At 34.4% G+C, this 25,090-nt stretch carries 24 protein-coding genes and 1 tRNA gene; 19 read left to right on the top strand and 6 right to left on the bottom strand.

Annotated features, from left to right (window positions below):
* Nucleotides 1-24 precede the first annotated feature (24 nt).
* From PHV22_RS01385 to PHV22_RS01405, 5 genes are all read left to right on the top strand, one after another.
* A complete protein-coding gene (locus PHV22_RS01385) occupies nt 25-1,587 on the top strand; it encodes a phosphoethanolamine transferase (protein ID WP_295021386.1) in 1,563 nt (520 codons plus the stop codon).
* A gap of 72 nt (nt 1,588-1,659) precedes the next feature.
* Nucleotides 1,660-2,892 carry a glutamate-5-semialdehyde dehydrogenase gene (locus tag PHV22_RS01390; protein WP_295021384.1) on the top strand — a complete coding sequence of 411 codons (1,233 nt, stop codon included), beginning with the start codon at nt 1,660-1,662 and terminating at the stop codon, nt 2,890-2,892.
* Nucleotides 2,893-3,120: 228 nt separating this feature from the next.
* Nucleotides 3,121-3,462, top strand: coding sequence for a hypothetical protein (locus tag PHV22_RS01395; protein ID WP_295021382.1), 342 nt, complete (start codon nt 3,121-3,123; stop codon nt 3,460-3,462).
* A 6-nt stretch (nt 3,463-3,468) separates the two neighbouring features.
* A complete protein-coding gene (locus PHV22_RS01400; RefSeq protein ID WP_299945256.1) occupies nt 3,469-4,704 on the top strand; it encodes an MFS transporter in 1,236 nt (411 codons plus the stop codon).
* 8 nt (nt 4,705-4,712) lie between these two features.
* Entirely contained in the window at nt 4,713-5,015 is a 303-nt protein-coding gene (locus PHV22_RS01405; RefSeq protein ID WP_295021379.1) for an iron-sulfur cluster assembly protein, read from the top strand.
* Nucleotides 5,016-5,055: 40 nt separating this feature from the next.
* Here the strand turns inward: PHV22_RS01405 and PHV22_RS01410 are convergent, their stop codons facing one another.
* Nucleotides 5,056-6,078, bottom strand: coding sequence for a hybrid sensor histidine kinase/response regulator (locus PHV22_RS01410; protein WP_299945260.1), 1,023 nt, complete (start codon nt 6,076-6,078; stop codon nt 5,056-5,058).
* A 122-nt stretch (nt 6,079-6,200) separates the two neighbouring features.
* Here PHV22_RS01410 and rsmH point away from each other — a divergent pair, with 122 nt between their 5' ends.
* From rsmH to PHV22_RS01480, 14 genes are all read left to right on the top strand, one after another.
* The gene (rsmH, locus tag PHV22_RS01415; RefSeq protein ID WP_299945894.1) at nt 6,201-7,130 is read left to right on the top strand and encodes a 16S rRNA (cytosine(1402)-N(4))-methyltransferase RsmH; all 930 of its coding nucleotides are present in this window, start codon (nt 6,201-6,203) and stop codon (nt 7,128-7,130) included.
* A complete protein-coding gene (locus tag PHV22_RS01420) occupies nt 7,127-7,432 on the top strand; it encodes a hypothetical protein (protein WP_295021375.1) in 306 nt (101 codons plus the stop codon). The genes rsmH and PHV22_RS01420 overlap by 4 nt, the downstream gene beginning before the upstream one ends.
* A 9-nt stretch (nt 7,433-7,441) precedes the next feature.
* Nucleotides 7,442-10,561, top strand: a complete 3,120-nt coding sequence (locus PHV22_RS01425; protein WP_295021373.1) for an efflux RND transporter permease subunit — start codon at nt 7,442-7,444, stop codon at nt 10,559-10,561.
* On the top strand, nt 10,558-11,811 hold the full coding sequence (locus PHV22_RS01430; RefSeq protein ID WP_295021371.1) for a nucleotide sugar dehydrogenase: 1,254 nt from the start codon (nt 10,558-10,560) through the stop codon (nt 11,809-11,811). Before PHV22_RS01425 ends, PHV22_RS01430 begins: the two co-directional genes overlap by 4 nt.
* The gene (locus PHV22_RS01435; RefSeq protein WP_295021369.1) at nt 11,812-13,527 is read left to right on the top strand and encodes an ATP-binding cassette domain-containing protein; all 1,716 of its coding nucleotides are present in this window, start codon (nt 11,812-11,814) and stop codon (nt 13,525-13,527) included.
* 35 nt (nt 13,528-13,562) lie between these two features.
* A complete protein-coding gene (locus tag PHV22_RS01440) occupies nt 13,563-14,180 on the top strand; it encodes a CatB-related O-acetyltransferase (RefSeq protein WP_295021367.1) in 618 nt (205 codons plus the stop codon).
* A gap of 51 nt (nt 14,181-14,231) precedes the next feature.
* On the top strand, nt 14,232-14,897 hold the full coding sequence (locus PHV22_RS01445) for a class I SAM-dependent methyltransferase (protein WP_295021365.1): 666 nt from the start codon (nt 14,232-14,234) through the stop codon (nt 14,895-14,897).
* Nucleotides 14,897-15,781, top strand: coding sequence for a methyltransferase domain-containing protein (locus tag PHV22_RS01450; protein WP_295021363.1), 885 nt, complete (start codon nt 14,897-14,899; stop codon nt 15,779-15,781). The genes PHV22_RS01445 and PHV22_RS01450 overlap by 1 nt, the downstream gene beginning before the upstream one ends.
* Nucleotides 15,778-16,635 carry a glycosyltransferase family 2 protein gene (locus tag PHV22_RS01455; RefSeq protein ID WP_295021361.1) on the top strand — a complete coding sequence of 286 codons (858 nt, stop codon included), beginning with the start codon at nt 15,778-15,780 and terminating at the stop codon, nt 16,633-16,635. The genes PHV22_RS01450 and PHV22_RS01455 overlap by 4 nt, the downstream gene beginning before the upstream one ends.
* A gap of 48 nt (nt 16,636-16,683) precedes the next feature.
* Entirely contained in the window at nt 16,684-17,787 is a 1,104-nt protein-coding gene (locus tag PHV22_RS01460) for a glycosyltransferase family 4 protein (RefSeq protein WP_295021359.1), read from the top strand.
* Complete coding sequence (gene asnB / locus PHV22_RS01465) at nt 17,775-19,673, top strand: asparagine synthase (glutamine-hydrolyzing) (protein WP_295021357.1); 1,899 nt, start codon at nt 17,775-17,777, stop codon at nt 19,671-19,673. Before PHV22_RS01460 ends, asnB begins: the two co-directional genes overlap by 13 nt.
* Nucleotides 19,666-20,784: a glycosyltransferase family 4 protein gene (locus tag PHV22_RS01470; protein ID WP_295021355.1), complete on the top strand. Its 1,119-nt coding sequence runs from the start codon at nt 19,666-19,668 to the stop codon at nt 20,782-20,784. Before asnB ends, PHV22_RS01470 begins: the two co-directional genes overlap by 8 nt.
* Nucleotides 20,785-20,856: 72 nt before the next feature.
* Complete coding sequence (locus PHV22_RS01475) at nt 20,857-21,783, top strand: glycosyltransferase family 4 protein (RefSeq protein WP_295021353.1); 927 nt, start codon at nt 20,857-20,859, stop codon at nt 21,781-21,783.
* A gap of 66 nt (nt 21,784-21,849) precedes the next feature.
* Nucleotides 21,850-21,926 (top strand) — tRNA-Ile (locus PHV22_RS01480).
* Between the two features lie 152 nt (nt 21,927-22,078).
* Here PHV22_RS01480 and PHV22_RS01485 read toward each other — a convergent pair.
* From PHV22_RS01485 to PHV22_RS01505, 5 genes are read right to left on the bottom strand one after another with little or no spacing between them, the layout of a single operon-like run.
* A complete protein-coding gene (locus PHV22_RS01485; RefSeq protein WP_295021352.1) occupies nt 22,079-22,867 on the bottom strand; it encodes a carbon-nitrogen hydrolase family protein in 789 nt (262 codons plus the stop codon).
* The gene (xseB, locus tag PHV22_RS01490) at nt 22,864-23,076 is read right to left on the bottom strand and encodes an exodeoxyribonuclease VII small subunit (RefSeq protein ID WP_295021351.1); all 213 of its coding nucleotides are present in this window, start codon (nt 23,074-23,076) and stop codon (nt 22,864-22,866) included. The genes PHV22_RS01485 and xseB overlap by 4 nt, the downstream gene beginning before the upstream one ends.
* Nucleotides 23,069-23,506, bottom strand: coding sequence for a hypothetical protein (locus PHV22_RS01495; RefSeq protein WP_295021349.1), 438 nt, complete (start codon nt 23,504-23,506; stop codon nt 23,069-23,071). Before PHV22_RS01495 ends, xseB begins: the two co-directional genes overlap by 8 nt.
* The gene (locus PHV22_RS01500) at nt 23,503-23,940 is read right to left on the bottom strand and encodes a thioredoxin family protein (RefSeq protein ID WP_295021347.1); all 438 of its coding nucleotides are present in this window, start codon (nt 23,938-23,940) and stop codon (nt 23,503-23,505) included. The genes PHV22_RS01495 and PHV22_RS01500 overlap by 4 nt, the downstream gene beginning before the upstream one ends.
* A gap of 10 nt (nt 23,941-23,950) precedes the next feature.
* A complete protein-coding gene (locus PHV22_RS01505; protein ID WP_295021345.1) occupies nt 23,951-25,057 on the bottom strand; it encodes a homoserine O-acetyltransferase in 1,107 nt (368 codons plus the stop codon).
* Nucleotides 25,058-25,090: the final 33 nt, after the last annotated feature.

A 25,090-nucleotide genomic window follows, 5' to 3' on the forward strand; every position in this document is an offset into this window, starting at 1 on the left:
TGCATCTAAGTCAAAGGGAATTAATTGATACGAAAAATTAAAAAAGAGATAGGGCAAAATAGACAATATATATATCTTAGTTATTTGATAGCTACTTTAACAATAATCCCGCAAAGTATCGCTTCTGCGCCGTATGACTCAACTCATCTTCTATTTTTATTTGCCGTCTTGTTTACTACTATTTTGATTTCAAAATTTAACAAACTGCTTTTTTCTATATTTATAATCTATATCAATCTGACAAACATAGTTATTGGACATATTTTTATCCACTGGGGATATTTTAATACAAGCATAGAGCCAAGAATGGCGGTTTCCATGGTCTCTCCTATGTATGAAACTTTAGAATATTTAAAGTCATATGTAGATTATAGAGATGCGCTGTTGGTTATTTATACTATTTTTATATTGGGATTGTTGTATAGATTTTTAGTTCACTACAAGCACTCTTTTAAAGTTATAAGATTTTTAAGTTTTATAGCATCAACTTCGGTCATCGTGGCGTTTGGTTACTATTTTAATCCCATTAAAAATCAAGAACCCTTTAATATTCCAGCAGAATACATAGAGCTAAAAGGTTATAGTGAGTTTTATAAAACAAGAACAGATTATCTTGAGGGTATGGCAAAAGTTTATGATAAAAATAGCAGTTTGGTTTATGATAAAGTTGTCATCATTCAAGGCGAATCCGCAAACAAACACCACATGTCAATCTATGGTTACAATGAAGACACAACCCCATTTCTATCTCTTTTAAAATCTAAAAAGAGTCTGTTCGTCTTTAACGCTATTGCGCCAACAAACCAGACAAGATACTCTGTACCGATTCTTCATACCAAAGCAACCGTCCATGATTTCTCAGAACCATTTATACACTCAAGGTCAATTATTGGTGATTTTAACTTGCATGGATACAAATCATATTGGATTTCAAACCAAGGTTTGGCTGGAAAACATGATACCTCTATCGCCTCTATGGTTCAAGAAGCCGATGTGCGATATGTCGAAAATTTAGAGTTTTCAAGCGCAAAATCAGATGAAGCGGTGCTATCTTATTTAGATGGAATCAAGGACAATTCTTCAAAAGAGATTTATCTAATACATCTGATGGGTTCTCATTCTGATTATACAGACAGATATGATGATAAAAATATTTTATTTAAAAACCCAACCAACATAATTCAAGAGTATGATAACAGTATCTACTATACGGACTATGTTTTGCAAAACATTTTTACATATTTCAGAGATAAATTCCCAGATAAAAAGATACTCTTTATCTATGTTTCAGACCATGGAGAGGTAATAAATGCCAAGCAAAACGGCCATGGCTTTCTTCCAGCGTTTAAAGATGAGTATGATGTTCCTTTTGTTATATATAGCAGCGTCAAAAATAGTAGAATTGATGAGATTTATAAAAGTAATAAAAAAAGATACTTCAATCTTGAAAATCTAAACTATATGATTGAGTATATAAGTGGCATGAGCAATAATAGCAATATTTCGTACTCAAATGATGTTTTTGCACTGGAACCTGAAAATATCATTGACTATGACAGACTTGAATTTTATGGTGGTAGTAAGTAGCCAAGCGGTGTTTTAAAATGTATTACTACCCAGCTGTGGTAGTATAACGCTATTGAAAAAAAAGGTGTTTTTATGGAAAAATTTTTAGACGAAGCAAAAAAAGCAAGTAGAATTTTATTAACAATTAGCGGTCATGATAAAAATAGAATCTTAAGAGAAATGGCAAACTCTCTAAGAGCAAACACGATGAGTCTGCTTGAGGCAAATGCTCTTGATATGAGAGATGCCGAGGTAAATAGACTAACTTCAGCATTAAAAGATAGACTGCTTTTGGATGAGAAAAGAGTAGAAGCAATGGCGGTAGCTGTTGAGGAGATAGCATCACTAAAAGAGCCTGTTGGACGGATAATTGATGGCTGGGTTACTGAAGATGGACTAAAGATTGAGAAAGTCTCTATCCCAATTGGGGTTGTAGGAATCATCTATGAGTCTCGCCCAAATGTAACAAGTGATACGGCGGCGTTATGTTTTAAAAGCTCAAATGTTTGTGTTTTAAAGGGCGGTAAAGAGGCACAAAACTCAAATGAGGCAATCGCAGAAATTTTACGCACGGTTCTTAGAAAAAATTCTTTACCAGAGGCTCTTATCTCTTTGATTCCAGACTCCTCAAGAGAGGGTGTCGCAAAGCTTATAAAGATGGATAAATATGTGGATTTAATTATCCCAAGAGGTGGTGCGGAGCTTATAAAGTATGTGTGCAGTAATGCCACCGTTAGTGTTGTAAAGCATGATAAAGGTCAGTGTCATACCTACATAGACAAGGATGCAAAACTAGAAAATGCCATAAAAATTGCCATAAATGCAAAAGTTCAGAGACCTGGAGTTTGTAACGCCATGGAGACACTTTTGGTCGATAGCGTAATTGCAAAAGATGCGTTGCCAAAACTAAAACAAGAGTTTGACAAAGCTCATACCCAGCTAAAAGGGTGTGCTAATACTCAGGCAATTATTGATGTGCAGAATGCTACCGATGAAGATTATGACACGGAGTATCTAGCAAATATACTAAATATAAAAGTAGTTGATGGTGTTGAGGGCGCGATAGAGCATATTGTAAGATTTGGTTCAGGTCACTCAGAGGCGATTATAACAGAGGATATCACAACCGCAGAGAGATTTTTAAACGCGATAGATTCGGCAGTTGTGTATGTAAATGCCTCTACTCGTTTTACAGATGGAGGAGCGTTTGGATTTGGCGCTGAAGTTGGTATTAGCACAAACAAGCTTCATGCAAGAGGACCTATGGGGATTGAGGGTTTAACTACTTACAAATTCAAAATTTACGGAAGCGGACAGATAAGATAAAGTGACAAATTGTTGATACAAATCAACGATACTGATAAATATCTTAAATATAATACTTAATATTAAAATTGATATTATATACTTTTGTGAAAAAGTTGGAAGGTGTCTTGTAGTTCTCGAAAAACTCATTTTTTTGTAGTTTTAGGGGGTTGGTATGGACGAAGAGTCCCTCCCGCCAAAGGTGGCTTGTTCACTTTAGTGTGTAATATCAGTAAAAAGGATTTTTATATGTCAAATATTCCAAATGATGCTCTAAAAATAGAAGTAGTTGGAGCAACTGTTGATTTTTTTAAATTAGAAAAAGATGGACAGAGTACTTACTATTTCGATACTTCAAAATGTGGTCCGCCAGATCCGATGGTAAACGCTGTTTGTGGACTTAAACTGATTGGTGGAACTAGTGATAAGCTTGTTATGATTAACCATAAAGCTCCTGGTGGTCTGCTTGCAAAACTTGGGGATGATATCTCTCATGAGATGCAAAATACAGAAGATGGTTTAGTTAAAGTTACTTTTTCTAGCAACAGCACTTCAACAACAACTTCAAATCTTGATAGCATAAAACACTAAAATCAGATGTTTTCAATCTCACAAGATTTTGCACCGCCATTTAAGCTAATTTCCCCATTTTTTATAATAGGGAGTATTTTTTATCTTTTCTCTGTTTTGTTTCTATTTTTTATAACTGGTGAAAATATAACAATGCTTAGTGGTGCTGTTTTAGGTTTTGTGCATCTATTTTTACTTGGCTTTGTGATGATGATTATCTTTGGAGCAATGGCGCAACTAGTGCCAGTTGTACTTGAAGTTGGGCACTTTGGAGTGGAGCTTTTTTACGCTATTTGGCCACTTCTTATGATAGGTACTCTTTTGATGGTGCTTGGTTTTGTGAGCTACCCTATGCTTTTACCTTTTGGTGGCGTTACTGTTTTGATTGCTATTATGATATTTATAGTTGAGATATTTTTAACAATAAAAAAAGTTCTAAAACTAAATATCATAATGAGTAGTGTTTTAATTGCAAATATTTTCTTGTTAATTGGGATAATTTTTGGACTTTTAATGGCGCTCTCATACGCTGGAATCATCAATTTGAATATAAGCGCACTTCTTAGAAGCCATGTTTTTTCTGTAATCGGCGGATATGTAACCATTACGCTTATGGGGCTTTCTATTGTGCTTTTACCAATGTTTGGACTATCTCATGGGTTTTCCCTGAAACCACTTAAAATTGCTATTGGTATGATGAGTGCAGCGGTGCTTTTTGTTATACTCTCTTCATTTACAAACTCTGTTTTGTTTGAGTATTTTGGATATTTACTAGCAACTGCTGCCCTTCTTATCTACTTTTATTTGGTACAGATTATCTACAAAACAAGAGCTAGAAAAGAGATAGATATATATGCAAAATCACTTATAATTGCCTATTTTTCAATGCTTGCTTCTCTGGCTTTAGCGACACTCTATTTGATTGTTGGGTATGAGCCATTATTGCTTGGCGCTGGATGGTTAATGTTTTTTGGTTTTTTTGGTTTTGCAATTACTGGACATATATACAAAATTGTCCCATTTTTAGTCTGGTTTGAGAGATTTTCCCCGCTTGTCGGAAAACAAAAAGTGCCTATGCTTGCAGATATGCTCCCAAAAAAAAGTTCATCTGCTCAAGTTCTTTTTTGTGGGGTTGGAGTTGTGGTTGTTGCTGTTGCGATACTACTAAAAGATGACATGCTCATAAAAGCAGGTGCTTCGTTTTTACTAATAGGCGCTGCTGCTTTTGTGAGAAGTATTTTTTATATGATAAATTATAAATAGGAGTTAAGATGTATTCAAAAGAGGAGCTATTTTTAGCTATTTCAACCGTGATCGACCCAGAAGTTGGTTTTAATCTTGTAGAGATGGGACTTATATATGACGCTTCATGCGATGATGATGGTAAAGTGTATGTAAAAATGACACTATCAACAAAAGCGTGCCCTATGCATCAACTAATCCAACAATGGGTAAAAGAGGCTGTTTTAAAGATGGCAAACATAAAAGAAGTTGAGATTGATTTGGTGTGGGAGCCAGAGTGGAATATCACAATGGCTGATGAGCATGTTAAAAAAGCACTAAATAGAAGCTAGTTGCACTCCTTTAATATCACAAAAATAAACTATATTAATGTTAAGCATTTAATTTATACTCTTTAATGGCGTCGCAAACTTTTATTAAAGCTCTTTGATAATTTTTTAGGTTTGTGATGTACTCTAAATCGGTTGGATTTATTATACTCTGCTTTAGTGTGATAGTGATGCCATACAGATTATCGGCACCGATATTTGCTGCTATTCCAGATATATCTAAAAGTAGTTTATCTGCACCAGCACTGTTTGCAGTTGCTAGGAGTCTTTGAATTTCTGAAGCAGAATCAGAATATTTGAGTATAAATTCATCTAGTATCTCTATATAGAAATCTTTGTCATTTCCAGATATCTCTAATCCCTTTTCGCTATCAAACTCCAAATCACTATCTTGCGCCAGCTTTGACTCGTTGCCAGAAGAGTAGACGAAAAGCACATCATACAACGAGTCCATCCTTATTGGTTTTTCAAGATGTGCTTCCATGCCGGCATTTAACATGTTTCTTATGTCATCAGCCGCAGTATCACCACTTAGTGCGATGACTGGAATATGCTCATATTTTGGGTTTTGTCTTATGAGTCTTGTTGCTTGAAAACCATCTAGTACAGGCATGTGTGCATCCATTAAAATCAATGCAAAATTAGTATCATTTTCTAGCATATCCAGTGCCTCTTGCCCATCATTTGCTATGACAATATCCATACCAGAGCCACCTAAAATTCCAGTTAGCACTTTTTGGTTTATGACATTATCTTCGGCCACTAAAATTCTTATGTTTTTAAATATAGAAAAATCATCTTTTGTTATTTTTTCGTGTGGCAACAAGGCTCTTTTTTTTCTATCTATAGCTATTTTTGGTGCATCTATCTTTTTTTGAGGAACTATTTTTTCCTCTGCCACTACGCTTTGTATTTTGTTGGTTTTGTTATCACTCTCTTCTGCTGTTTCATTTTGAGTTATCTCTGAGTTGCTTTTACTTTTTTTAGTGACTACATAAATTGTCACTACTATAACAACCGCTACGACCGCTACTATTTCCGTAAAAAAATTATTTATAAATCCCATTTGAAATCCTTTTTTTTATAATACTGTAAAAATTCAAATTTTACAAACCTAATAATCTTTTTTTCATAGCTGATAAAAGAACTCTAATGTATAATGATGTCAAATATAATACAGTAGGTTTTATGCAAGATGTTCCCCATATCCCAGTTTTGTATCGTGAAGTTTTGGAAAATTTCAGTGATGTAAAAAGTGGAATTATTATTGATTGTACTATGGGTTATGGCGGGCACTCCTCTATGATTTTAGAGGCAAATCCACATATTAAACTTATTGGCATAGACCAAGACCAAACTGCAATAGATTTCTCCACAAACAGACTGAAAAAGTACGGTGATAGGGCGGAGATAAGAAAAGGTCGTTTTTCCTCAGTCATAAAAGATATTATTAAAGAGTGCGGAGTTGGCAATATTAGGGGAGTTTTGGCTGATATTGGAGTCTCATCTCTTCAATTAGATCAAAAAGATAGAGGTTTTTCATACGAGAGTGATAATCTAGATATGAGAATGGACAGAGATGCTCCGCTAAGTGCCATGAGTGTTGTAAATGATTATTCTACAAAAGAGCTAGAGAGAGTGATTTGGGAGTATGGAGAACTTAGAAACTACAAAAAAATTGCATCTTTTATAGCTCTTAATCGCCCATTTAGTTCCGCAAAAGAGTTGAGTGATGCACTTTCGCCGATGCTACCAAAAGATAAAAGAATCCATCCTGCAACACTTTTGATGCAGGCAATTCGTATAGAGGTTAACAATGAACTCGGCGAGTTGGAGTCACTTCTAGAAAGTATAAAAGAGGCAAAATTCTCAAATGCAAAGATAGCAATTATCTCTTTTCACTCGCTTGAAGATAGAGTTGTTAAAAATACTTTTACAAAATGGAAGGAAAATTGTATCTGTCCACCAGAAGCGATGAGATGTTTGTGCGCAAATAATTATTCATTGGGTAAAATATTGACAAAAAAGCCAATAATGGCGCAAGATGATGAACTAAAGCAAAATCCAAGAAGTAGAAGTGCGAAGATGAGAGTTTTTAATATGGAAAGCCAAAAATGAGTGATGAGATAGAGCAGTTGGAAGCAAATGATAAAGCAGATTTGCTTGAAGAGATTGATGAAGCCATAAACCCTAAGATGATGCTAGATAAAAAATTTCTAGCGTATGTTTTGTTCTCGATTTTGTTTGTGCTAGTTGTGCTGTTTCCAAAGATATATATACAGCAACAGATATACTTTATAAGCAGAGATGTAGCTAAACTAAAGGGCGAGTACGACGGACTTAAAGAGGAAAATAGGCTAATTAGTAGTTCAGTAGAGTCGATTAGGTTTAAAAACCAGATAATAGACCCACTTTTTTAAAGGTAACAGATGCTTCGCCGCTTTTTAGAGTTTGCAATAGATAAGCCACTACTAAATCATATACTTCTTCTTTTTGTGGTTGTCCTCTCGGTGTTTGCATATATAAATGTTCCAAAAGAGATATTTCCACCCATGAGCATGGACAAAATAATCGTTACGGGTGGATACTCTGGTGCTTCTGCTGATATCTTGGATAGGATGGTTGTAAAAACTATAGAGGATGATCTTCAAAATATAAATGAGTTAAGCAAAGTAAAATCAACCATCAAAAATGGCTCTTTTTCTATTGTGGCAGAGATAAAACCAGGTTCACAAAATATCAATGTTTTAAATGATGTAAATCATGCAATAACCAAAGTAAGAAAAGATTTGCCATCCGACATGAATGAACCTGTCGCAAAGATAAAATTAAACAGTTTTCCACTTATTTTAATTGCGCTAGCTGGGGATAAAAGTAAAGAAGAACTTCTAGAAAAAGCAGAAGAGCTAAAGAGTGAGCTTAGCAAGTTTAAAGAGTTAAATGAGATAACTATTCGCGGTGACGCTGATGTTGAGCTTGTGTTTGGGATAAATGAACAAAAAGTTTTAGCTCTTGGACTTCAGCCCTCTTTGGTGGTTGCATCTTTAAAAAACATTAGTTCAATATTTCCAATTGGAACAATAAAAGAGCGAGGTTCACACCTTTATATATCAACATTTAATGGTGAAAAAGATAAAAAAAGTGTAGAAGATACAGTGATTGGTGTGGGAGATGCAAGAGTTAGGATAGGCGATATTGCGGATGTTTCTTTTAGACTTAGTGATGAGTCGGAACTCTCTCACTATAATGGCATGAGAAATATATCTCTTAATGTTTCAAAATCCAAAGACGGAAACGCTATAGCACTTGTTAAAGAGATAAGAGAAGTTTTAAAGGCAAAATCAAAACAGTATCCAGAATTAAAGTATGAGATATATACAGACACATCAATCTGGATAAAAAATCGCCTAAATACAGTTTTTTCAAATATAGTTTTTGGTCTTATCCTTGTTTTTCTCTCTATGCTAATCCTCATAAATCGTGGAATCGCTGTTGTTGTTGCACTTGGAATCCCAGTTAGTCTTATGATAGGGCTTATTGCGACAGAGCTTATGAATGATAGTTTAAATATGCTTTCTCTGCTTGGCACACTTGTCGCCCTTGGGATGCTAGTCGATGAAGCAATAGTTGTTGCTGAGAATATTTATAGACACTTAGAAAATGGAATGGATAAAAGAGAGGCGACAATTGTGGGCGCGATAGAGATGTTTCCAGCGGTCGTAGCATCTACGCTGACGACGATTTTTGCATTTTTGCCAATGCTTCTTTTGAGTGGTGAAATGGGGATGTTTATAAAAATAATCCCCATTATGATAACTGTTCTTCTTCTTTCATCCCTATTTGAAGCATTTTATTTTCTACCACTTCACGCGCATGATTTTTTAAAGGTCTCAAAAGAGGGCAGTTTCACAAAAAAAGTATGGAAAAAAATGGGTTTTTTGCACAACAAGGTATTGCATTTTGTGTTTAAAAAGAAGTGGATATCTCTTATAGTGATTGTCTCTACAATTTTCTTTTCAACATTCATGCTTCTGAAAAACTCCAAATTCCAACTCTTCCCCGAGTTTGATACAACGCAAGTTTATGTCTATGGAAAAGTAAATATAAACAATGAGCTAAAAGATACAGAAGCAATAGTTACAGCACTGGAGAAAAAACTACTAGAAAATATAAAAGGAGATGATGTATCCTCTATAACTTCTATTGTTGGTTTTAGACTTGATGCAAAAAATGAAGCCGAGGCTGGCAATCATCTTTTTCATATATTTGTTGATTTAAAAGAGAGAGCACCTGATAACTTTTTTGATAAGTATATAAATCCATATCTCTCAATAGAGTACAACAAGGATCTTCTAAAGAGACAAAGAGATGCAAAAAGCATAGCATCAGATATAGAAAAAATAGTAAAACCATTTAAAGAGATAAAAAAAGATGGAAGTTTGGTTTATGAAGAGCTTGTCGTAAGAGTTCCAGGAGCTGGAATAGTCTCTTCAGATATTGAGATAAGTTTGAGTGGCGTAGATGAGAAAAAGATGGTTGGTGGAGTAAAAAAATTAGAAAATGTGCTAGGCTCAATAAATGGAGTTAACAATATCTCGGATGATTCAATTTTAGGAGAAAAAGAGCTAAAACTTAGAGTAAACGAATATGGACAGCAGCTCGGATTCAATGAAGAGCTTATCTCTAGGGAGCTTAGGTCTTACTACCTTAAGGGTGAGCAGGGAAAAATGTTCAATAGCAGTGGGATTGTTCGTATAAAAATTGAGAGCCATATAAATGAAAAAATTGATTCTATAAATAGAGTTGAGGTTCAGATTCCATCAACAGATCAGTTTGTTTTGGTTAAAGATATTTGCGATTTTGTTATGGTTCAGGGGTTTGTTGAGCTTAAAAAAGAGAATGGAGTTAGAGAAAAAAGCGTTATGGCATCTCTTGATAAAAAGATTATAACTTCATCAGAAGCAATTGAAAAACTAAACTCGATACTTGAGGAGCTTAAAAAAGATGGTTATAAAATAGAGATAAAAGGCGAAGAGAAAGAGAACAATAAAAACAAAAGAGAGTTGATGCAATCAGCACTAATTGCAATATTTTTAATTTTTATCACCCTTATTTGGCTTTTTGATTCTATAAAAAAGCCACTTATAATCATCAGCGTTATACCTCTTGTTTTGGTTGGAGTTTTAGTTGGTCATATCTTGATGGGCATTAACTTGAGTATACCAGGAATGATAGGAATAATTGGTTTGGCAGGAGTTGTTGTGAATGATGGACTTTTGGTTGTAAGCTTCATAGGAGATGCAAAAAATACAGAGGAGTTGATGCAGATGGCTCAAACTAGACTTAGACCTGTTATTTTGACATCTTTAACCACTATTCTTGGACTCTTTACACTCATATTTTTTGCCTCTGGTCAGGCGATTATACTTCAGCCAATGGCGGTATCGCTCGGGTTTGGAATCGCTTGGGCAACTCTGCTAAATCTTATTTTTGTACCACTGCTTTATGCGGTTGTGTATAAAATCAAAGAGGAGAGAGCAATAGTATGAAAGACAAAATCTGTGTTGTGGGCTTGGGTTATGTTGGACTTCCTCTGGCTCATGCTTTTAGTAGTAAGTATAAAGTAATTGGTTTTGATATAGCCCAAAGTAGAGTGGATGAGTTATGCAGTGGATATGATAGAACTTTGGAGCTAGATGAAGCACAAGTAAAAGAGGCTCTAGCAAATAGTATAGCATTTACTACAAATATAGACGACATCAGAGAGTGTAACATCTATATCGTAACCGTTCCGACACCCATAGATAAACATAAAAAACCAGATTTAACTCCACTTATGATGGCTAGCAAAAGTGTTGCAAGCGTACTTAAAAAAGATGATATTGTTATATATGAATCAACTGTTTATCCTGGATGTACAGAGGAGGAGTGTGTGCCGGTTCTGGAGAAATTTAGCGGACTGAAATTTAATGTAGATTTTTTTTGCGGCTACTCGCCAGAGCGTATTAATCCTGGAGATAAAGAGCATGCGGTTACAAAAATCCTAAAAGTTACTTCAGGAAGTACGCCAGAGATAGGCAAGAGAGTAGATGAGCTTTATGCTAGCGTTATCACGGCAGGAACGCACCTTGCACCAACTATTAAAGTAGCAGAAGCTGCAAAGATTATAGAAAATAGCCAGCGAGATATAAATATAGCGTTTGTGAATGAGCTAAGCATGATTTTTAACCGTCTAGGAATCGACACAAATGCAGTTTTAAAAGCCGCTGGAACTAAATGGAATTTTTTGCCATTTCGCCCAGGACTTGTTGGCGGACACTGTATCGGCGTGGACCCATATTATCTTGCACATAAAGCCCAAGAGGTAGGCTACAACCCAGAAATCATATTGGCTGGAAGAAGGTTAAACGATAGTATGAGCATTTATGTGGCAAATCAGGTGATAAAACTTATGATAAAAAAAGGTCACAAAATAGAGGGCTCAAGAGTGTTGGTTTTAGGAGTTACCTTTAAAGAAAATTGCCCAGATATAAGAAATTCAAAAGTTATAGATGTGATAAAAGAGCTTAAAGAGTTTGGTTGCAGAGTCGATGCAAGTGATTATTGGGCGGATGCTAAAGAGGTAGAGCGCGAGTATGGATTTAGACTAGTTGAAAACAGTATAGTAGATTTTTGCAACTATGACGCAGTTGTTTTGGCGGTCGCTCATGACGAGTATAGAGGATTAAAGTTTGATAGTAAAAAACAGGTTGTTTATGACATCAAATCTGTATTAGAACATTGTGACGGAGGGCTATAGTTGATAAAAAAGTTAAGAAGTCTATTAACAAAAAGAGATAAGCAACTTCTACTTGGTCTACTGTTTTTTTCTATATTTATCTCGGTTGTAGAGACAGCTGGTATATCAGTAATCATGCCATTTATTGCAGTGGCAACAGACTTTACTATCATTCACTCAAATCAATATTATAAATTTATATATGATTTTTTTAATTTTAAAAATGATGTAAAATTTGTCATCTCATTTGGCTCTATTTTAATACTTTTTTATATATTTAGAAGTTTTATAAATCTTGCTTATTTTTATTTTTTAAATAGGTTTACACAGGGACGCTACCATCTTTTAGTTTATAGGCTTTTTGAAAACTATATGGGACTTCCATATAATGAGTTTATAAAAAGAAACTCCTCTACACTTACAAAATCAATTATAAGTGAAGCAGCTAATTTGACAAATCTTATTTCTGCTGTTTTGTTTATGATGAGTGAAATTTTTATAGTTATTTTTATCTATCTAATGATGCTTTATGTTAATTATAAAATTACGCTTTTGTTGACAATCATACTATTTTTTAATGCTGTATTAATGATGAAGAGTGTTGCAATAACTATCAAAAAAGCTGGAACTATAAGAGCGGATATTCAAAAAAGATTTTATGAGATTATAAATCGAAGTTTTGGAAATTTTAAACTCATAAAGCTTAGTTTGAATGATTCTGAGATTTTAAAAGAGTTTTCCGATGCTAGCCTTGTATATGCTAAGTCAAACATCACACACCAAACCCTCTCGCATGTACCAAGGCTTTTTTTAGAGGCCGTTGGATTTGGGCTGATAATTTTTATTATCTCATATTTAGTTTATAAGTATGAAACTAATATCTCCGGCATGCTTTCTATTATATCAATGTTTATTCTTGCTCTTTATCGGCTTATGCCATCGGTAAGCAGAATTATGACTAGCTACAATCAGATTATGTTTTATCATAAATCATTAGATATTATCCATAATGACCTCATGTATGATAGTGAAAATTTAGGAGATGAAGAGATAAATTTTAACGATCAGATAGAACTAAGAAGTATCTCATTCGAGTATGAAGAGAACAAGTCAATATTGAAAAATATAAGTCTAGTTATAAAAAAAGGCCAAAAGATAGCTTTTGTGGGTGAGAGTGGAAGCGGTAAATCTACCCTTCTTGATCTCATTATGGGTCTTTATCGTCCAAAAAATGGTGCGATTGTGGTGGATGGTGTAACACTAGACGAAAATAATATTAAAACATGGCGACATAAGATAGGTTACATTCCTCAGAGTATCTACCTTTTTGATGGCACGGTTGCTCAAAATGTAGCTTTTGGAAAGAGTTTTGATGAAGACAAAATTAAGGATGCTCTTCAGCAGGCGAATATTTTAGAGTTTTTAGAAATAAATCATAATGGAATAGATACCGATGTTGGAGAGGGTGGAATAAAACTAAGCGGTGGACAGCGTCAGCGAATAGCAATAGCGCGCACTCTCTACAGTGATCCTGAGATTTTAGTGCTTGATGAAGCGACTAGTGCCCTTGATACCGATACTGAAGCGAAAATTATGGAAGAAATCTATAAAATACGCAATGATAAAACATTGATAGTGATTGCCCACAGATTGAGTACGATTGAGGGGTGTGAAACTGTTTATAAAATTGAAGGGAATGTTTTAGTACATCAGCAGATTACTAGGATGGATAAGTAAAATGGTAAGTACAATTTTTTATACTTTTATTTTCAATGATGATATTTAATACAATTAAAAATAAAGTAGTTTCTCTTTTTAAAAGAAACTATTTTTATACAAATACAAACCCCATCTATAAATCTAAATATATACAAATAGCCGACTACACTTATGGTAATCCAAAAATTTTGTCTTGGAATGAGGGAAATTTTTTAAAAATTGGAAAATATTGTTCTATCGCTGATAATGTTACGATTTTTATGGGCGGAGAGCATAGAACAGACTGGATAACAACTTACCCTTTTGGCTCTATTTACCAGAATTTTTCAAATATTGAGGGTCATCCTACAACTAAGGGCGATATTTTTATTGGCAATGATGTTTGGATTGGTAGGGGCGCTACTATTATGAGTGGAGTAACGATTGGTGATGGTGCTGTTGTAGCGGCTGAAAGTTTGGTGGTGAAAGATGTCAAGCCCTATGAAATTGTAGGCGGAAATCCAGCAAGTCATATACGATTTAGATTTAGTGAAAAAATAATAAAAGAATTATTAAGTATTTCTTGGTGGAATTTTGATTATAAAACAGTAGAATCTTTGATTCCATTTATGTTAAGTGATGATATTGACAGGTTTATTGAAGCAGCAAAAGATTTATATATTGAACAATAATGTCTATTTAAAATTTTTTAGTATCACAAAAATATAGTTTAAGAGAAAAATATGTTATATGATGACAAAAATCAAGACTACTTTTCAAGCGTACGAGAAGATTTAATATCTTTAATTCCTGTGGGTTTTAAAGGATGCAATGTGCTTGAAGTAGGGTGTGGTAGTGGAGCAACACTCCACAGGCTTAAGCAGCTTGGCATTGCTGGAACAACATCAGGCATAGAACTTTTTGCATCAAAAGATAATTATTATGATTTTATTGATTATTTCTTTTCTGAAAATATTGAGACAATAATTTTTCCAGCCCAAATACATGGCGCTTTTGATATTATTATTTTAGGCGATGTATTGGAGCATTTGGTTGACCCGTGGTCTTCCTTGAAAAAAATATCCAAACTTCTTGCAAAAGATGGACTAATCATCACAAGTATCCCAAATATTCGTTACTATAGTGTTGTTAAATCAATAGTATTTGATGGTGATTTTAAATATAAAGAGCGTGGTATTTTGGATAAAACTCATTTAAGATTTTTTTGCAAAAAGAACATTGTTGAGTTGCTGGAAAATGCTGATTTGAAGATTAATCTTATTACATCCTCCTTCGACAAAGAGACAATAAAAAGTAAAAAATATTGGCTTAATAAAATTACATTTGGAATTTTTCATGATTTTTTTGTCTATCAATTCCTTGTAACTGCTAGAAAAAAGGATAAATAATGCTAGTACTTGGTAAAAAAATCTATAGCGTGTATAAAACAAAAGGCATAATAGAGACCGTGTCTATTATTGTAAAACGGATTTTTAAACAAAAACCAAAATCATTACCTCTTATTAAAGAGATTGTGTCTCATGGCAAAGGTATTGAGATTGGTGGACCTAGTACAATCTTTCAAAGTAGTAATATACTCCCTATTTACCCTTATATAGAAAAACTAGATAACTGTAATTTTCAAAATAATACTTTGTGGAATTCTAATCTTAAAGAGGGATATTCCTATAAGTATCATCCATCCAAAGTGGACGGCTATCAGTTTATCCAAGATAGTGTTGATTTGGCTCAAATAGAGTCAGAATCGTATGAGTTTTTACTCTCTTCTCATGTGCTTGAGCATATTGCAAATCCAATTAAGGCTTTAGAGGAGTGGAAGCGGATATTGAAAGTTGATGGGCATCTAATTCTTTTAGTGCCACACAAAGATGGTACTTTTGATCACAAGCGACCAACTACGACGCTAAAACATCTAATACATGACTATAAAAATGATATAAAAGAAGATGATTTAACTCATTTAGAAGAAATTCTACAATTTCATGACTTGTTGCGTGACCCAGAGGCAGGCTCATATGAAAATTTCAAAAAAAGATCTTATGACAACTATCAAAATAGATCTCTTCATCATCACGCGTTCACTACTTTATCGCTTGCGGAGTTAATTGATTATATCCAGTTAAAGATTGTTGCGATAGAACCCATTGACCCGATGCACATTATGATTGTGGCACAAAAACTCTCCACAAATATAGATGTTAAAAATGATGCTTTATTGAGTTCTCTTAAAATGCCTTCTTTTAAATCTCCATTTTACTCTGACCGATTATGATTTCACTTGTTGCTGGTGTAGTCGTTTTATATAATCCAGACGATACTATTTTAAGCAATATCAACTCTTATATCAACGATGTTGATGCTCTTTTTGCTGTTGATAATTCAGAAGCAATAAATCAATCTTTTGTTGAACAACTAACCAAAAACTCAAAAATTCAATATATTAACAATGGTGGTAATCAAGGAATAGCTCACGCGTTAAATGTTGGTGCAAACAAGGCAATAGAGCTTGGTTATAAGTGGCTTTTAACAATGGATCAAGATAGTAAAGTGACACAAACAATGCTGCATGAGATGTTTGAGTGTACCCATGATAAAGATCTATCAACTATTAGTATTATTGCGCCATTTCACGCTAATCCTTATCATACATCACTTGTCTCAGAGGAGCAGTGTTCACCTGTCTTAGTGATAATGACATCAGGCAATCTGCTCAACCTTTTGGCTTACAAAGTGATAGGTCCTTTTCTAGAAGAGTTTTTTATTGATTATGTTGATAACGAATACTGCCTGCGAAGCAATAAAATGGGCTACCATGTTATCCAAGCTAGTAGAGCTATACTAAATCATAAGCTAGGAGATTTAAAAAGACATAAGTTTCTTTGGAAGCGATTTTATAGTACCAACCATAGTCCAATTCGACGATATTACGCTTTTAGAAATCGTTTGAAAATTATAAAAATTTATAAAGAGCATCTTCCAGACTACTGTAAGTTTGAAAAATCAAGATTTTTTGTTGATGCTGTTATTGTTCTGTTGTATGAAAAACAAAAATTTAAGAAATTTAAAATGATGTTGCGTGGCTATCTTGATTATAAGCGTAATATTTTTGGAAAATATCATGACTAGTTTCTCTTTTTTTACTAAATTTCAAAGTGAGAGTGGTAACTGTTGAGTATGCGAATATTGATACTAAGTCGCTATGATCAGCTTGGAGCTAGCAGTAGAGTGAGAATGTTGCAATATATTCCATGGTTTGAAAAAATGGGAGCAGAGGTTACCGTATCGCCTCTGTTTGATGATAAATATCTCCGTTTGCTTTATAAATCAAAAAACAGATTTTTAAATAGATTTTTGAATCTCGGTAAAATTATCACTTACTATTTTAAACGATTGCGTAGTGTGCTGTTTTGTAGAAATTATGATGTTGTGTGGATTGAAAAAGAGATTTTTCCATACTGTCCTGGATTATGTGAGCTTATTTTATCTATGAGAGGGATTAAGTATGTGGTTGATTATGATGATGCAATATTTCATAATTATGATTTAGCATCATCGTTTATCACTAGATTTCTGCTCAAGAACAAGCTAAAACCATTGCTGTTAAACTCTAGTGCAGTAACAGCAGGTAGTCAATATCTGGCAAATCTCTCATACCAAAGTGGTGCAAAAAATGTTTATCTTTGTCCTACGGTTGTTGATATAAATAGATATATGCTTAAGCATGAGCCAAGCGATGAGACTATAAGGATAGGATGGATAGGTAGCCCATCAACTTCACCTTATTTGAAAATACTAGCAGAGCCACTTCGTAAAGTTGCGTTAGTAAAAAAAATTATACTTGTAACTATTGGTGCGCCAAAATTAAGCTTTTCTGGAGTTCTGGTTGAACAGCATGACTGGACGCTTGAAACAGAAGTCTCTTTGTTAAACTCTATCCATATTGGTGTTATGCCACTGTTTGATTCACCATGGGAGAGAGGTAAATGCGGCTATAAACTTATTCAGTATATGGCTTTAGGTAAACCAGTTATAGCATCGCCCGTTGGAGCAAATCATGATATTGTCACTCCAGATGTTGGTTATCTAGCAGACAGTGATGCTTCATGGGAAGATGCTCTAATAAAGTTGATTGAAAAACCAACATTAAGAGGGCAATTTGGCAAAGCAGCAAGGACAAAAGTTGAGCAGAAATACTCACTACAAGTTACGCAGCCAACTATTTTTCAGCTATTTGAAGATTTAACCAATAAAAAAAGTGATTTATTATGTGTGGATTAGTTGGGTTTCTTGGCAGAGAAAAAAATATAGATACTCTTAAGGATATGCTGGAAATTCAGTCGTACCGCGGACCTGATGATTCTGGAGTCTATTTTGATGAGGAGAGCGGGATTAATTTTGGACATAATCGCCTCAGCATCCAAGATTTAAGTTCCAATGGACATCAGCCAATGTTAAGTGACTGTGGTAATTTTGTCATAGTTTTTAATGGTGAGGTCTATAACTTTAAGTCCATTAGAGCAGAACTTGAAGCGCTAGAGTATGAGTTTATCTCAAATAGTGATACGGAAGTGATTTTGTACAGCTATAGAGAGTGGGGAATTGAGTCTGTACATAAATTTATAGGTATGTTTGCTTTTGTTATTTTAGACAGAGCTCACGATAAGCTTATTTTGGTGCGAGATAGAGCTGGAGTTAAGCCCCTGTATTACTATGATGACGGGAAAGAGTTTCTTTTTTCATCTGAGATAAAATCATTTCATAAACATCCAAGTTTTAAAAAAAATCAAAATCTAGAGGTGTTGCCATATTTTTTTCAATTTGGCTATATTCCTGCGCCGCATACTATATTTAAAAATTGTTATAAGCTTGAAGCGGGTCATTATCTAGAGTATGACCTAAAAAGTTTACAAAAAAAGATAGTCAAATACTGGGATGTGAATGAGTTTTATAAGCAAGAGCCTTTTAGAAAATCCGAGCAGGAGATTTTAGAAGAGTTAGAAGCTCTTTTGTCTGATGCTATAGAGCTAAGAATGATTTGTGATGTTCCGGTTGGAGTTTTTTTAAGTGGTGGGTATGATAGCTCGTTTGTGGCTTCAATCTTGGCAAAAAAACATGATAGAGAGATAAATACTTTTACTATTGGCTTTGATGATGAGAGATACAATGAAGCAGAACACGCGAAGAGCATCGCAAAGTTTTTAGGTACAAACCACACCGAATACTACATGAAAAACAGCGACATGCTTGATTTGGTAGATAGTTTGCCTTTTTATTATGATGAACCTTTTGGTGATAGTTCGGCACTTCCAACGATGATAATGTCAAAAATTGCAAAGCGTAGCGTGAGTGTTATTCTTAGTTCTGATGGTGGAGATGAGGCTTTTTGTGGATACAGCAAATACTTTTTTTTAGATAAGTTTTCAACTGTTTTTTCAAGTAAATTTAAAAAAAATATTTTAAAAGGTGCTCTAAATCTCTTTAGTGAGAAGATGGTAGAAAATATAAATAACACTCTGCCAAGAAGTTTAAAGCAGACCAATATTAAAGATAAGTATAGCAAGTTCAAACGAGCAATAAACAGTGCAACCAAAGAGGAGTCTTTCTTAAATGCAAGTAGCTATGTAGATAAAAAGAGTGTTATAAAACTTCTAAAAATAGAAGCCTGCGATGAGCTATTTGGTGGGTTTGACAAGATAGATAACTTAAATTTTTTAAATCAGATGATGGCAATAGATTATAAAATATTTATGAGCGATGATGTTTTGATTAAAGTCGATAGAGCTACTATGAGTGTAAGCTTAGAGGGTAGAGAACCTCTGCTTGACCATAGAATCATAGAGTACTTAGCAAGAGTGTCGATAGAGTTAAAGTACAAGAACAGAGAGGGTAAATATCTGCTTAGACAAATTCTCTATAAATATCTGCCAAAAAATATAGTTGATAAGCCAAAATCTGGATTTCAGATACCGTTAAATGAGTGGCTAAGGAGTGAGTTAAGAGATAAGGTAGAGAGATACTTAAGCATTGAAGAGTTGGATTGTGAGATATTTAATATTGATGAGGTGCAGGAGTTAAAAAAGAGATTTTTTGGCGGAGAAGAGTTGGGTACACAGGTGTGGTTTATTTTGATGTATCAGATGTGGAAGGAGCGATGGCTTGAGTAAGAAAATAGCAATAGTCGTAAATAGCGCTTGGGGTGCATACAACTTTAGGCTCAATCTTGCCAGAGGCTTAAGAGATAGTAACTATCAAGTATACTTTATAGTGCCACATGAGGCTAAGTATTGTGAACTTTTAAGACGAGAATTTGAAGTTTATGCCATCTACATAGATGCAAATGCTATAAATCCAATAAAAGATTTAAGAACTATTTTTGAGTTGTATCTGATTTATGGAAAGATTAAACCAGATATTGTTCTAAATTTCACTATCAAACCAAATATATACAGCTCTATCGTTTCTGGAATTTTGGGTATCAAATCCATAAGTAATATCACAGGACTTGGGACTATTTTTATAAAAGAGTCGTTTGTGACAAAGATAGCCAAGATAATGTATAAAAAAGCATTGGAGTACAATAGTGTAGTTTTTTTCCAAAATAGTGATGATAGAAAGCTCTTTGTTGATGGTGGATTGGTTGATGTAAGCAAGACACGCTTACTTGCCGGCAGCGGTGTTGATTTGATAAAATTTCTACCTAAAGAAAAAAGCACGAAGCGAGATTTGTTTGTGTTTTTGATGATTGCCAGACTTCTTAAAGATAAGGGAATTTTTGAACTTATAGAGGCAGCTAAGATACTTAAGACAAAACAGAAAAACATAGAGATATGTCTACTTGGCGAAGTTGATATAAAAAATAGTAGTGCTATAAAAAAAGATGAACTAGATGCTTGGGTAAGAGATGGTTTAGTTAAGTATCTTGGCGTTAGCGATAGCGTTTTTGAAATTATAGCCGATGCTGATTGTGTGGTATTGCCATCTTACAGAGAGGGTACGCCTAGAAGTTTGTTAGAAGCATGTGCTATGAAAAGGCCGATTATAACAACAAACGCAGTCGGATGCAAAGAGGTTATTGATGATGGGATTAACGGTTATTTATGCGAGGTGAGAAGCGGAGCTGATTTGGCTGCTAAGATGCAGATGATGATAAATCTAACAGAAGAGCAAAGAGCCATTATGGGAGAAGCAGGGCGAGAAAAGATGATAAGAGAGTTTGATGAGGGAGTAGTTATAGAGAACTATTTGACAAATATAAGAGAGATTTGTGGAGAGTAGTTTTATGATAGTCGTAATAGAAATCTTGGTGAGGAGTACACTATTTATTTAACTCTGTTTATTTTATCATTTGTGCTTACATATTTTATAAAAGAGTATGCTATAAGAAAATCGCTTATTGCTCATGTAAATGAAAGAAGCTCTCATGTGACTCCAACTCCCCATGGTGGCGGAGTTGCTATTGCAATTACATGGTTTGTTGGGCTTATCTATCTCTATGCAAACAACCAAATTGAGCAAAACTTTTTTTATGCTTTAATGTTTGGAGTCATTATTTCGGTGATTAGTTATCTTGATGATTTATATGAACTTCCCCCTAAGATTAGAATTTTTGTTCAGAGTGGCGTAGCACTTGGTGGACTTTATGTTCTTGGTGGATTACATGGGATTGATTTTGGATTTTTTAGTGTAGATAATCAGATTATTGTGAATATGTTTGCTTTTTTGCTTATTATTTGGTTTATAAATTTGTATAATTTTTTAGACGGTATAGATGGTTACGCTGGAAGTGAAGCTATTTTTCTCTCAATCGCTGGTTTTTTATTTTTTGGTGGAAATCATTTTATACTCCTAGCTGTAGCGGTTTTAGGATTTTTGTTTTGGAACTGGCACAAAGCAAAGATATTTATGGGAGATGTTGGAAGCACGCTCCTAGGCTATACGGTTGCAATTTTTACTATATACTACGCAAACCAAAACACCATTAACCTATGGATATGGGTAACTCTTTTTGCTCTTTTTTGGTTTGATGCAACCATCACACTCTTTAGAAGATATAAGAGCGGTGAAAAACTATATCAGGCTCATAAAAAACATGCCTATCAAAGATTAGTTCAGCTAGGATGGAGTCATAAGAGAGTCGTTCTTTGGTCTATTATTATAAATACAATAGTTTTTTCTTTTGTCTATATTTTTAGCGCATGGATAGCGTTACCTGCGGTAATTGCAATGCAGTTTTACATTGTTAAATATATAGATGGACAAACAAAAAGCAACTAAACATAAAATGATAAATCAGAAAAATGTAAGGAACACTAAAGTATAATTCCACCCTACAAACAAAATGGGTTCTTAGCTCAGTTGGTTAGAGCTCCCCGCTCATAACGGGGCGGCCGAGTGTTCAAGTCACTCAGAACCCACCATTTTAACAATCCATCTACAACTAACCTTCAAAGATTTTTAAAAATCAAAAAAGCTTAAATATTTCAAGTTTATTACCGACTTAAGTAGTTAGTTTATCAAGAATTTAGCTAATTCTAAAAAAGTGTAGTACTTTAAGCGTGTATTTTCGTTATTATCTTTTGCTAATAGCGTCTTTAAATCCCCACACTCTTCTGGCTTGGACAACATCTGTGTGGCTCATATCAACTATCATAAGCTCCTCTTTGTTGCCCAAATGCTCCAGTAGCTCACCGTTTGGTGAAGCCAACAGCGAATCACCATAAAAATTCCAGCTAGCATCTTTATCAACATATTCACCGATTCTGTTTGCTCTTAAAATGTAGCAGTTGTGTGTAAAAGCGCGAGATAAAATCAGTGTTTTCCATCTTTCATAAGATTCAAATGTAGAGATACTAGGAAGTAAAACACAGTCAATATTTTTGTGAGATATCTTACTCCAAAGTTCATCAAAATGGAGCTCAAACCCACTCATTAGTGCAAATTTAAAACCATCTATCTTAAAAATTAGAGGTGTTTGTAGCTCTTTTATCTCGTTAGAAAAAAACTTCTCTTCATTCCAATGTGGATAGTTTATGAGTAGTTGCTGTTGATAATACGCAGTTTTATTTGGAGAAAATTTTGCAACTGTTTTATAGATTTTATCTTTTTTTACAATTATAAGTGGCGCAATAATTGTCATTTTGTAGGTTGTTGAGAGTTCTTTTAAGACTTTTATTTGATGTGCAGATAACTCTTGTATCATACTGCTTGAGAGTGTTTGGAGTTCTTTAAAAAATGGATTTAACACATATTCACCCAAAAGAAGAACTCTTACTCCATTTTTCTCGGCAATGCGGATATAGTTATAGAGTTTAGTAGAGCTCATTCCTTGCGCGCTTAGTTGCAGTACGGCACACTTCATGAGTTCCCTTTTATCTCTTTTATCTTAATCTCTGCACTCTCTAAGATTTTTTGTGCGATCTCAAGCTCGCTCATCCCTTTCTCGTACGCCTTTACGCTATCTTCAAGCGTTATTTGCGGGTCCATTAAAGTCTCAAGTATCTCTTTTGCGCTTTGTAATTTTGACTCAAAGTCCTCTTTAGTGACTTTGTCTTCTTTTGCTTTACTCATTATCATCCTTGTATGCTTCTAAAAACTGTGTAAGTAGAAATTTTATAGTCTCTAGTGTATCCTCATAAGGTTTATCACTCTCTATTAGCTCACTAGCTAGATATGTATGTGCCATTGTTTTGATATTTCCAGCCCTGCGAGTAGTAACATCTTCTGCAAGTCCAATCTCTATGTTTATGGCAAAACTTTTACCAATCTCTCTGGCATTAACTACAACTAAAAAGAGTGTAGCATCGGTTTTTCCAAAGACAAAACCATTTTTTATAAGTCTCTCTTTTATGGTCTCTTCTATATTTTTTTTATCGTCGCTACTTAAAAAATCTGTTTTATTTATAAGATAAAAGTTAAGATTTTTTACATTATCTAGGGTGTAGAGCGATTTTGAAAAAAGTAGAGTGCTAAAACATAGTATAAGCAGTAACTTAATCATTTTTGTTGCTTTTGTTTAAACACATTAAGAGCTTTTTCTGTGTTTTGTAAAAATTCATCTTTTTTCATATATGCAAAAATCTCATGCACACTTTTTTGTGAAGATGGATCTATAAAATAAACCGCCGGAATAAGTTTTGATGCAAACTCTTGTGGAAAACTATCTTTGTCTGCTAACTTATCAACAACAAGAGGAGTAAAATTTTTATTTATACTTGCTTTGACTATTGAATCTTCGAGCGTTTTGTGTTCAAACTTTTTGCACCATGGGCAATAGTCTGAAACTACAACAAGCATCACCATTTTTTTCTGTTCTTTGGCGGTTTTTATGGAAGCACTATAATCTCTTGAGTAGCTCACACTTTTGGCAAACTCATCAATCTGTGCTCCGTAAACTAACGATATAAAAATAGATAAAAATACAAACAGCTTCATAGTAAACTCCTTAGTTTTTTAACGCTTCAGATACATAATCCTTAAACTTGTCAACCTCAACCAAAAAAGCATCGTGCCCATAATCACTTTGTATGTCCTTGTAGAAGTGGTTTGTATTTCCAACTTCGCTAAGCGCATCACTTATCTCTTTCATCTCAAAGTTTTTAAACAGTTGGTCATTGCTAAAACTAAGTAGATGTAACTCGGATTTTATCTTTTTAAGAGCCTCTCCTAAAGAATCAAAACCACGAGACAAATCATATATGTTTATGGCTTTTGTTATGTAAAGATATGATAGTGGGTCAAACCATTTTGTAAAATTATAACCATTGTACTCCAAATAGGACTCAACTTGAAATCTTCCAAAGAGCTCATAAAGCCCATCTGTTAGCCTATATTCTCTGCCAAATTTCTCTCTCATTGATTCTTGTGATAAAAAGCTGATATGTCCAGCCATTCTGCCAACCGCCATTCCTGCCAATCCACTCTCTTTTATGACTTGTGGATCATAGTATCCTTGTTTAAAATCAGGATCTTTTAGTATCGCTTCTTGCGCAACTTTATTAAAAGCAATTGCCCAAGCTTGAGTGGCATGGGTTGTCGCCATCGAGATAATTTTTGACGCAAAATCTGGGTAGTGAATACCGAACATAAGCGCTTGCATACCACCCATAGAACCGCCTATAATGGCGTGAACTTTATGGATGTCAAGTTCACTAAAGAGGATTCTTTGAGCTTTAACCATATCTTTGATAGTTACGACCGGAAACTTATAACGATATGGCTCGTGGGATGGATGTTTAGGACTCATGGGACCAGTGGAGCCAAAGCAGCTGCCTATCACATTTGTGCAGATTACAAAATATTTATCAGTATCTACTGCTTTGCCTGAACCAATAAAAGAGTCCCACCAACCAATTTTATTTTCGTTCTCGTAGGTTCCAGCCGCATGATGCGAACCTGTCAATGCATGACAAATCACAACAACATTGCTTTTATCTTCATTTAGTGTCCCGTATGTTTCATAAGTTATATCATAAGGTTCTAAGATTCGTCCACTCTCTAGATAAAGCGGATTTGTAAAGTGTTTAGTGTTGGTTTTTATGTTTAGTGACAAAGTTTTGGCTCTTTTAAAAATAGTGATGTTATT

Origin of the sequence: Sulfurimonas sp. (assembly GCF_028713515.1) — a bacterium.
Lineage (GTDB): Bacteria > Campylobacterota > Campylobacteria > Campylobacterales > Sulfurimonadaceae > Sulfurimonas.

Bases quoted from the DNA above. Each gene is read 5' to 3' on its own strand.
- PHV22_RS01410 (WP_299945260.1), bottom strand. From the start codon at position 6,078: ATGGGATTTATAAATAATTTTTTTACGGAAATAGTAGCGGTCGTAGCG.
- rsmH (WP_299945894.1), top strand. From the start codon at position 6,201: ATGCAAGATGTTCCCCATATCCCAGTTTTGTATCGTGAAGTTTTGGAA.
- PHV22_RS01420 (WP_295021375.1), top strand. From the start codon at position 7,127: ATGAGTGATGAGATAGAGCAGTTGGAAGCAAATGATAAAGCAGATTTG.
- PHV22_RS01500 (WP_295021347.1), bottom strand. From the start codon at position 23,940: ATGAAGCTGTTTGTATTTTTATCTATTTTTATATCGTTAGTTTACGGA.
- PHV22_RS01405 (WP_295021379.1), top strand. From the start codon at position 4,713: ATGTATTCAAAAGAGGAGCTATTTTTAGCTATTTCAACCGTGATCGAC.
- xseB (WP_295021351.1), bottom strand. From the start codon at position 23,076: ATGAGTAAAGCAAAAGAAGACAAAGTCACTAAAGAGGACTTTGAGTCA.
- PHV22_RS01450 (WP_295021363.1), top strand. From the start codon at position 14,897: ATGCTAGTACTTGGTAAAAAAATCTATAGCGTGTATAAAACAAAAGGC.
- PHV22_RS01495 (WP_295021349.1), bottom strand. From the start codon at position 23,506: ATGATTAAGTTACTGCTTATACTATGTTTTAGCACTCTACTTTTTTCA.
- PHV22_RS01485 (WP_295021352.1), bottom strand. From the start codon at position 22,867: ATGAAGTGTGCCGTACTGCAACTAAGCGCGCAAGGAATGAGCTCTACT.
- asnB (WP_295021357.1), top strand. From the start codon at position 17,775: ATGTGTGGATTAGTTGGGTTTCTTGGCAGAGAAAAAAATATAGATACT.
- PHV22_RS01390 (WP_295021384.1), top strand. From the start codon at position 1,660: ATGGAAAAATTTTTAGACGAAGCAAAAAAAGCAAGTAGAATTTTATTA.
- PHV22_RS01425 (WP_295021373.1), top strand. From the start codon at position 7,442: ATGCTTCGCCGCTTTTTAGAGTTTGCAATAGATAAGCCACTACTAAAT.
- PHV22_RS01395 (WP_295021382.1), top strand. From the start codon at position 3,121: ATGTCAAATATTCCAAATGATGCTCTAAAAATAGAAGTAGTTGGAGCA.
- PHV22_RS01445 (WP_295021365.1), top strand. From the start codon at position 14,232: ATGTTATATGATGACAAAAATCAAGACTACTTTTCAAGCGTACGAGAA.
- PHV22_RS01430 (WP_295021371.1), top strand. From the start codon at position 10,558: ATGAAAGACAAAATCTGTGTTGTGGGCTTGGGTTATGTTGGACTTCCT.
- PHV22_RS01400 (WP_299945256.1), top strand. From the start codon at position 3,469: ATGTTTTCAATCTCACAAGATTTTGCACCGCCATTTAAGCTAATTTCC.
- PHV22_RS01460 (WP_295021359.1), top strand. From the start codon at position 16,684: ATGCGAATATTGATACTAAGTCGCTATGATCAGCTTGGAGCTAGCAGT.
- PHV22_RS01440 (WP_295021367.1), top strand. From the start codon at position 13,563: ATGATGATATTTAATACAATTAAAAATAAAGTAGTTTCTCTTTTTAAA.
- PHV22_RS01455 (WP_295021361.1), top strand. From the start codon at position 15,778: ATGATTTCACTTGTTGCTGGTGTAGTCGTTTTATATAATCCAGACGAT.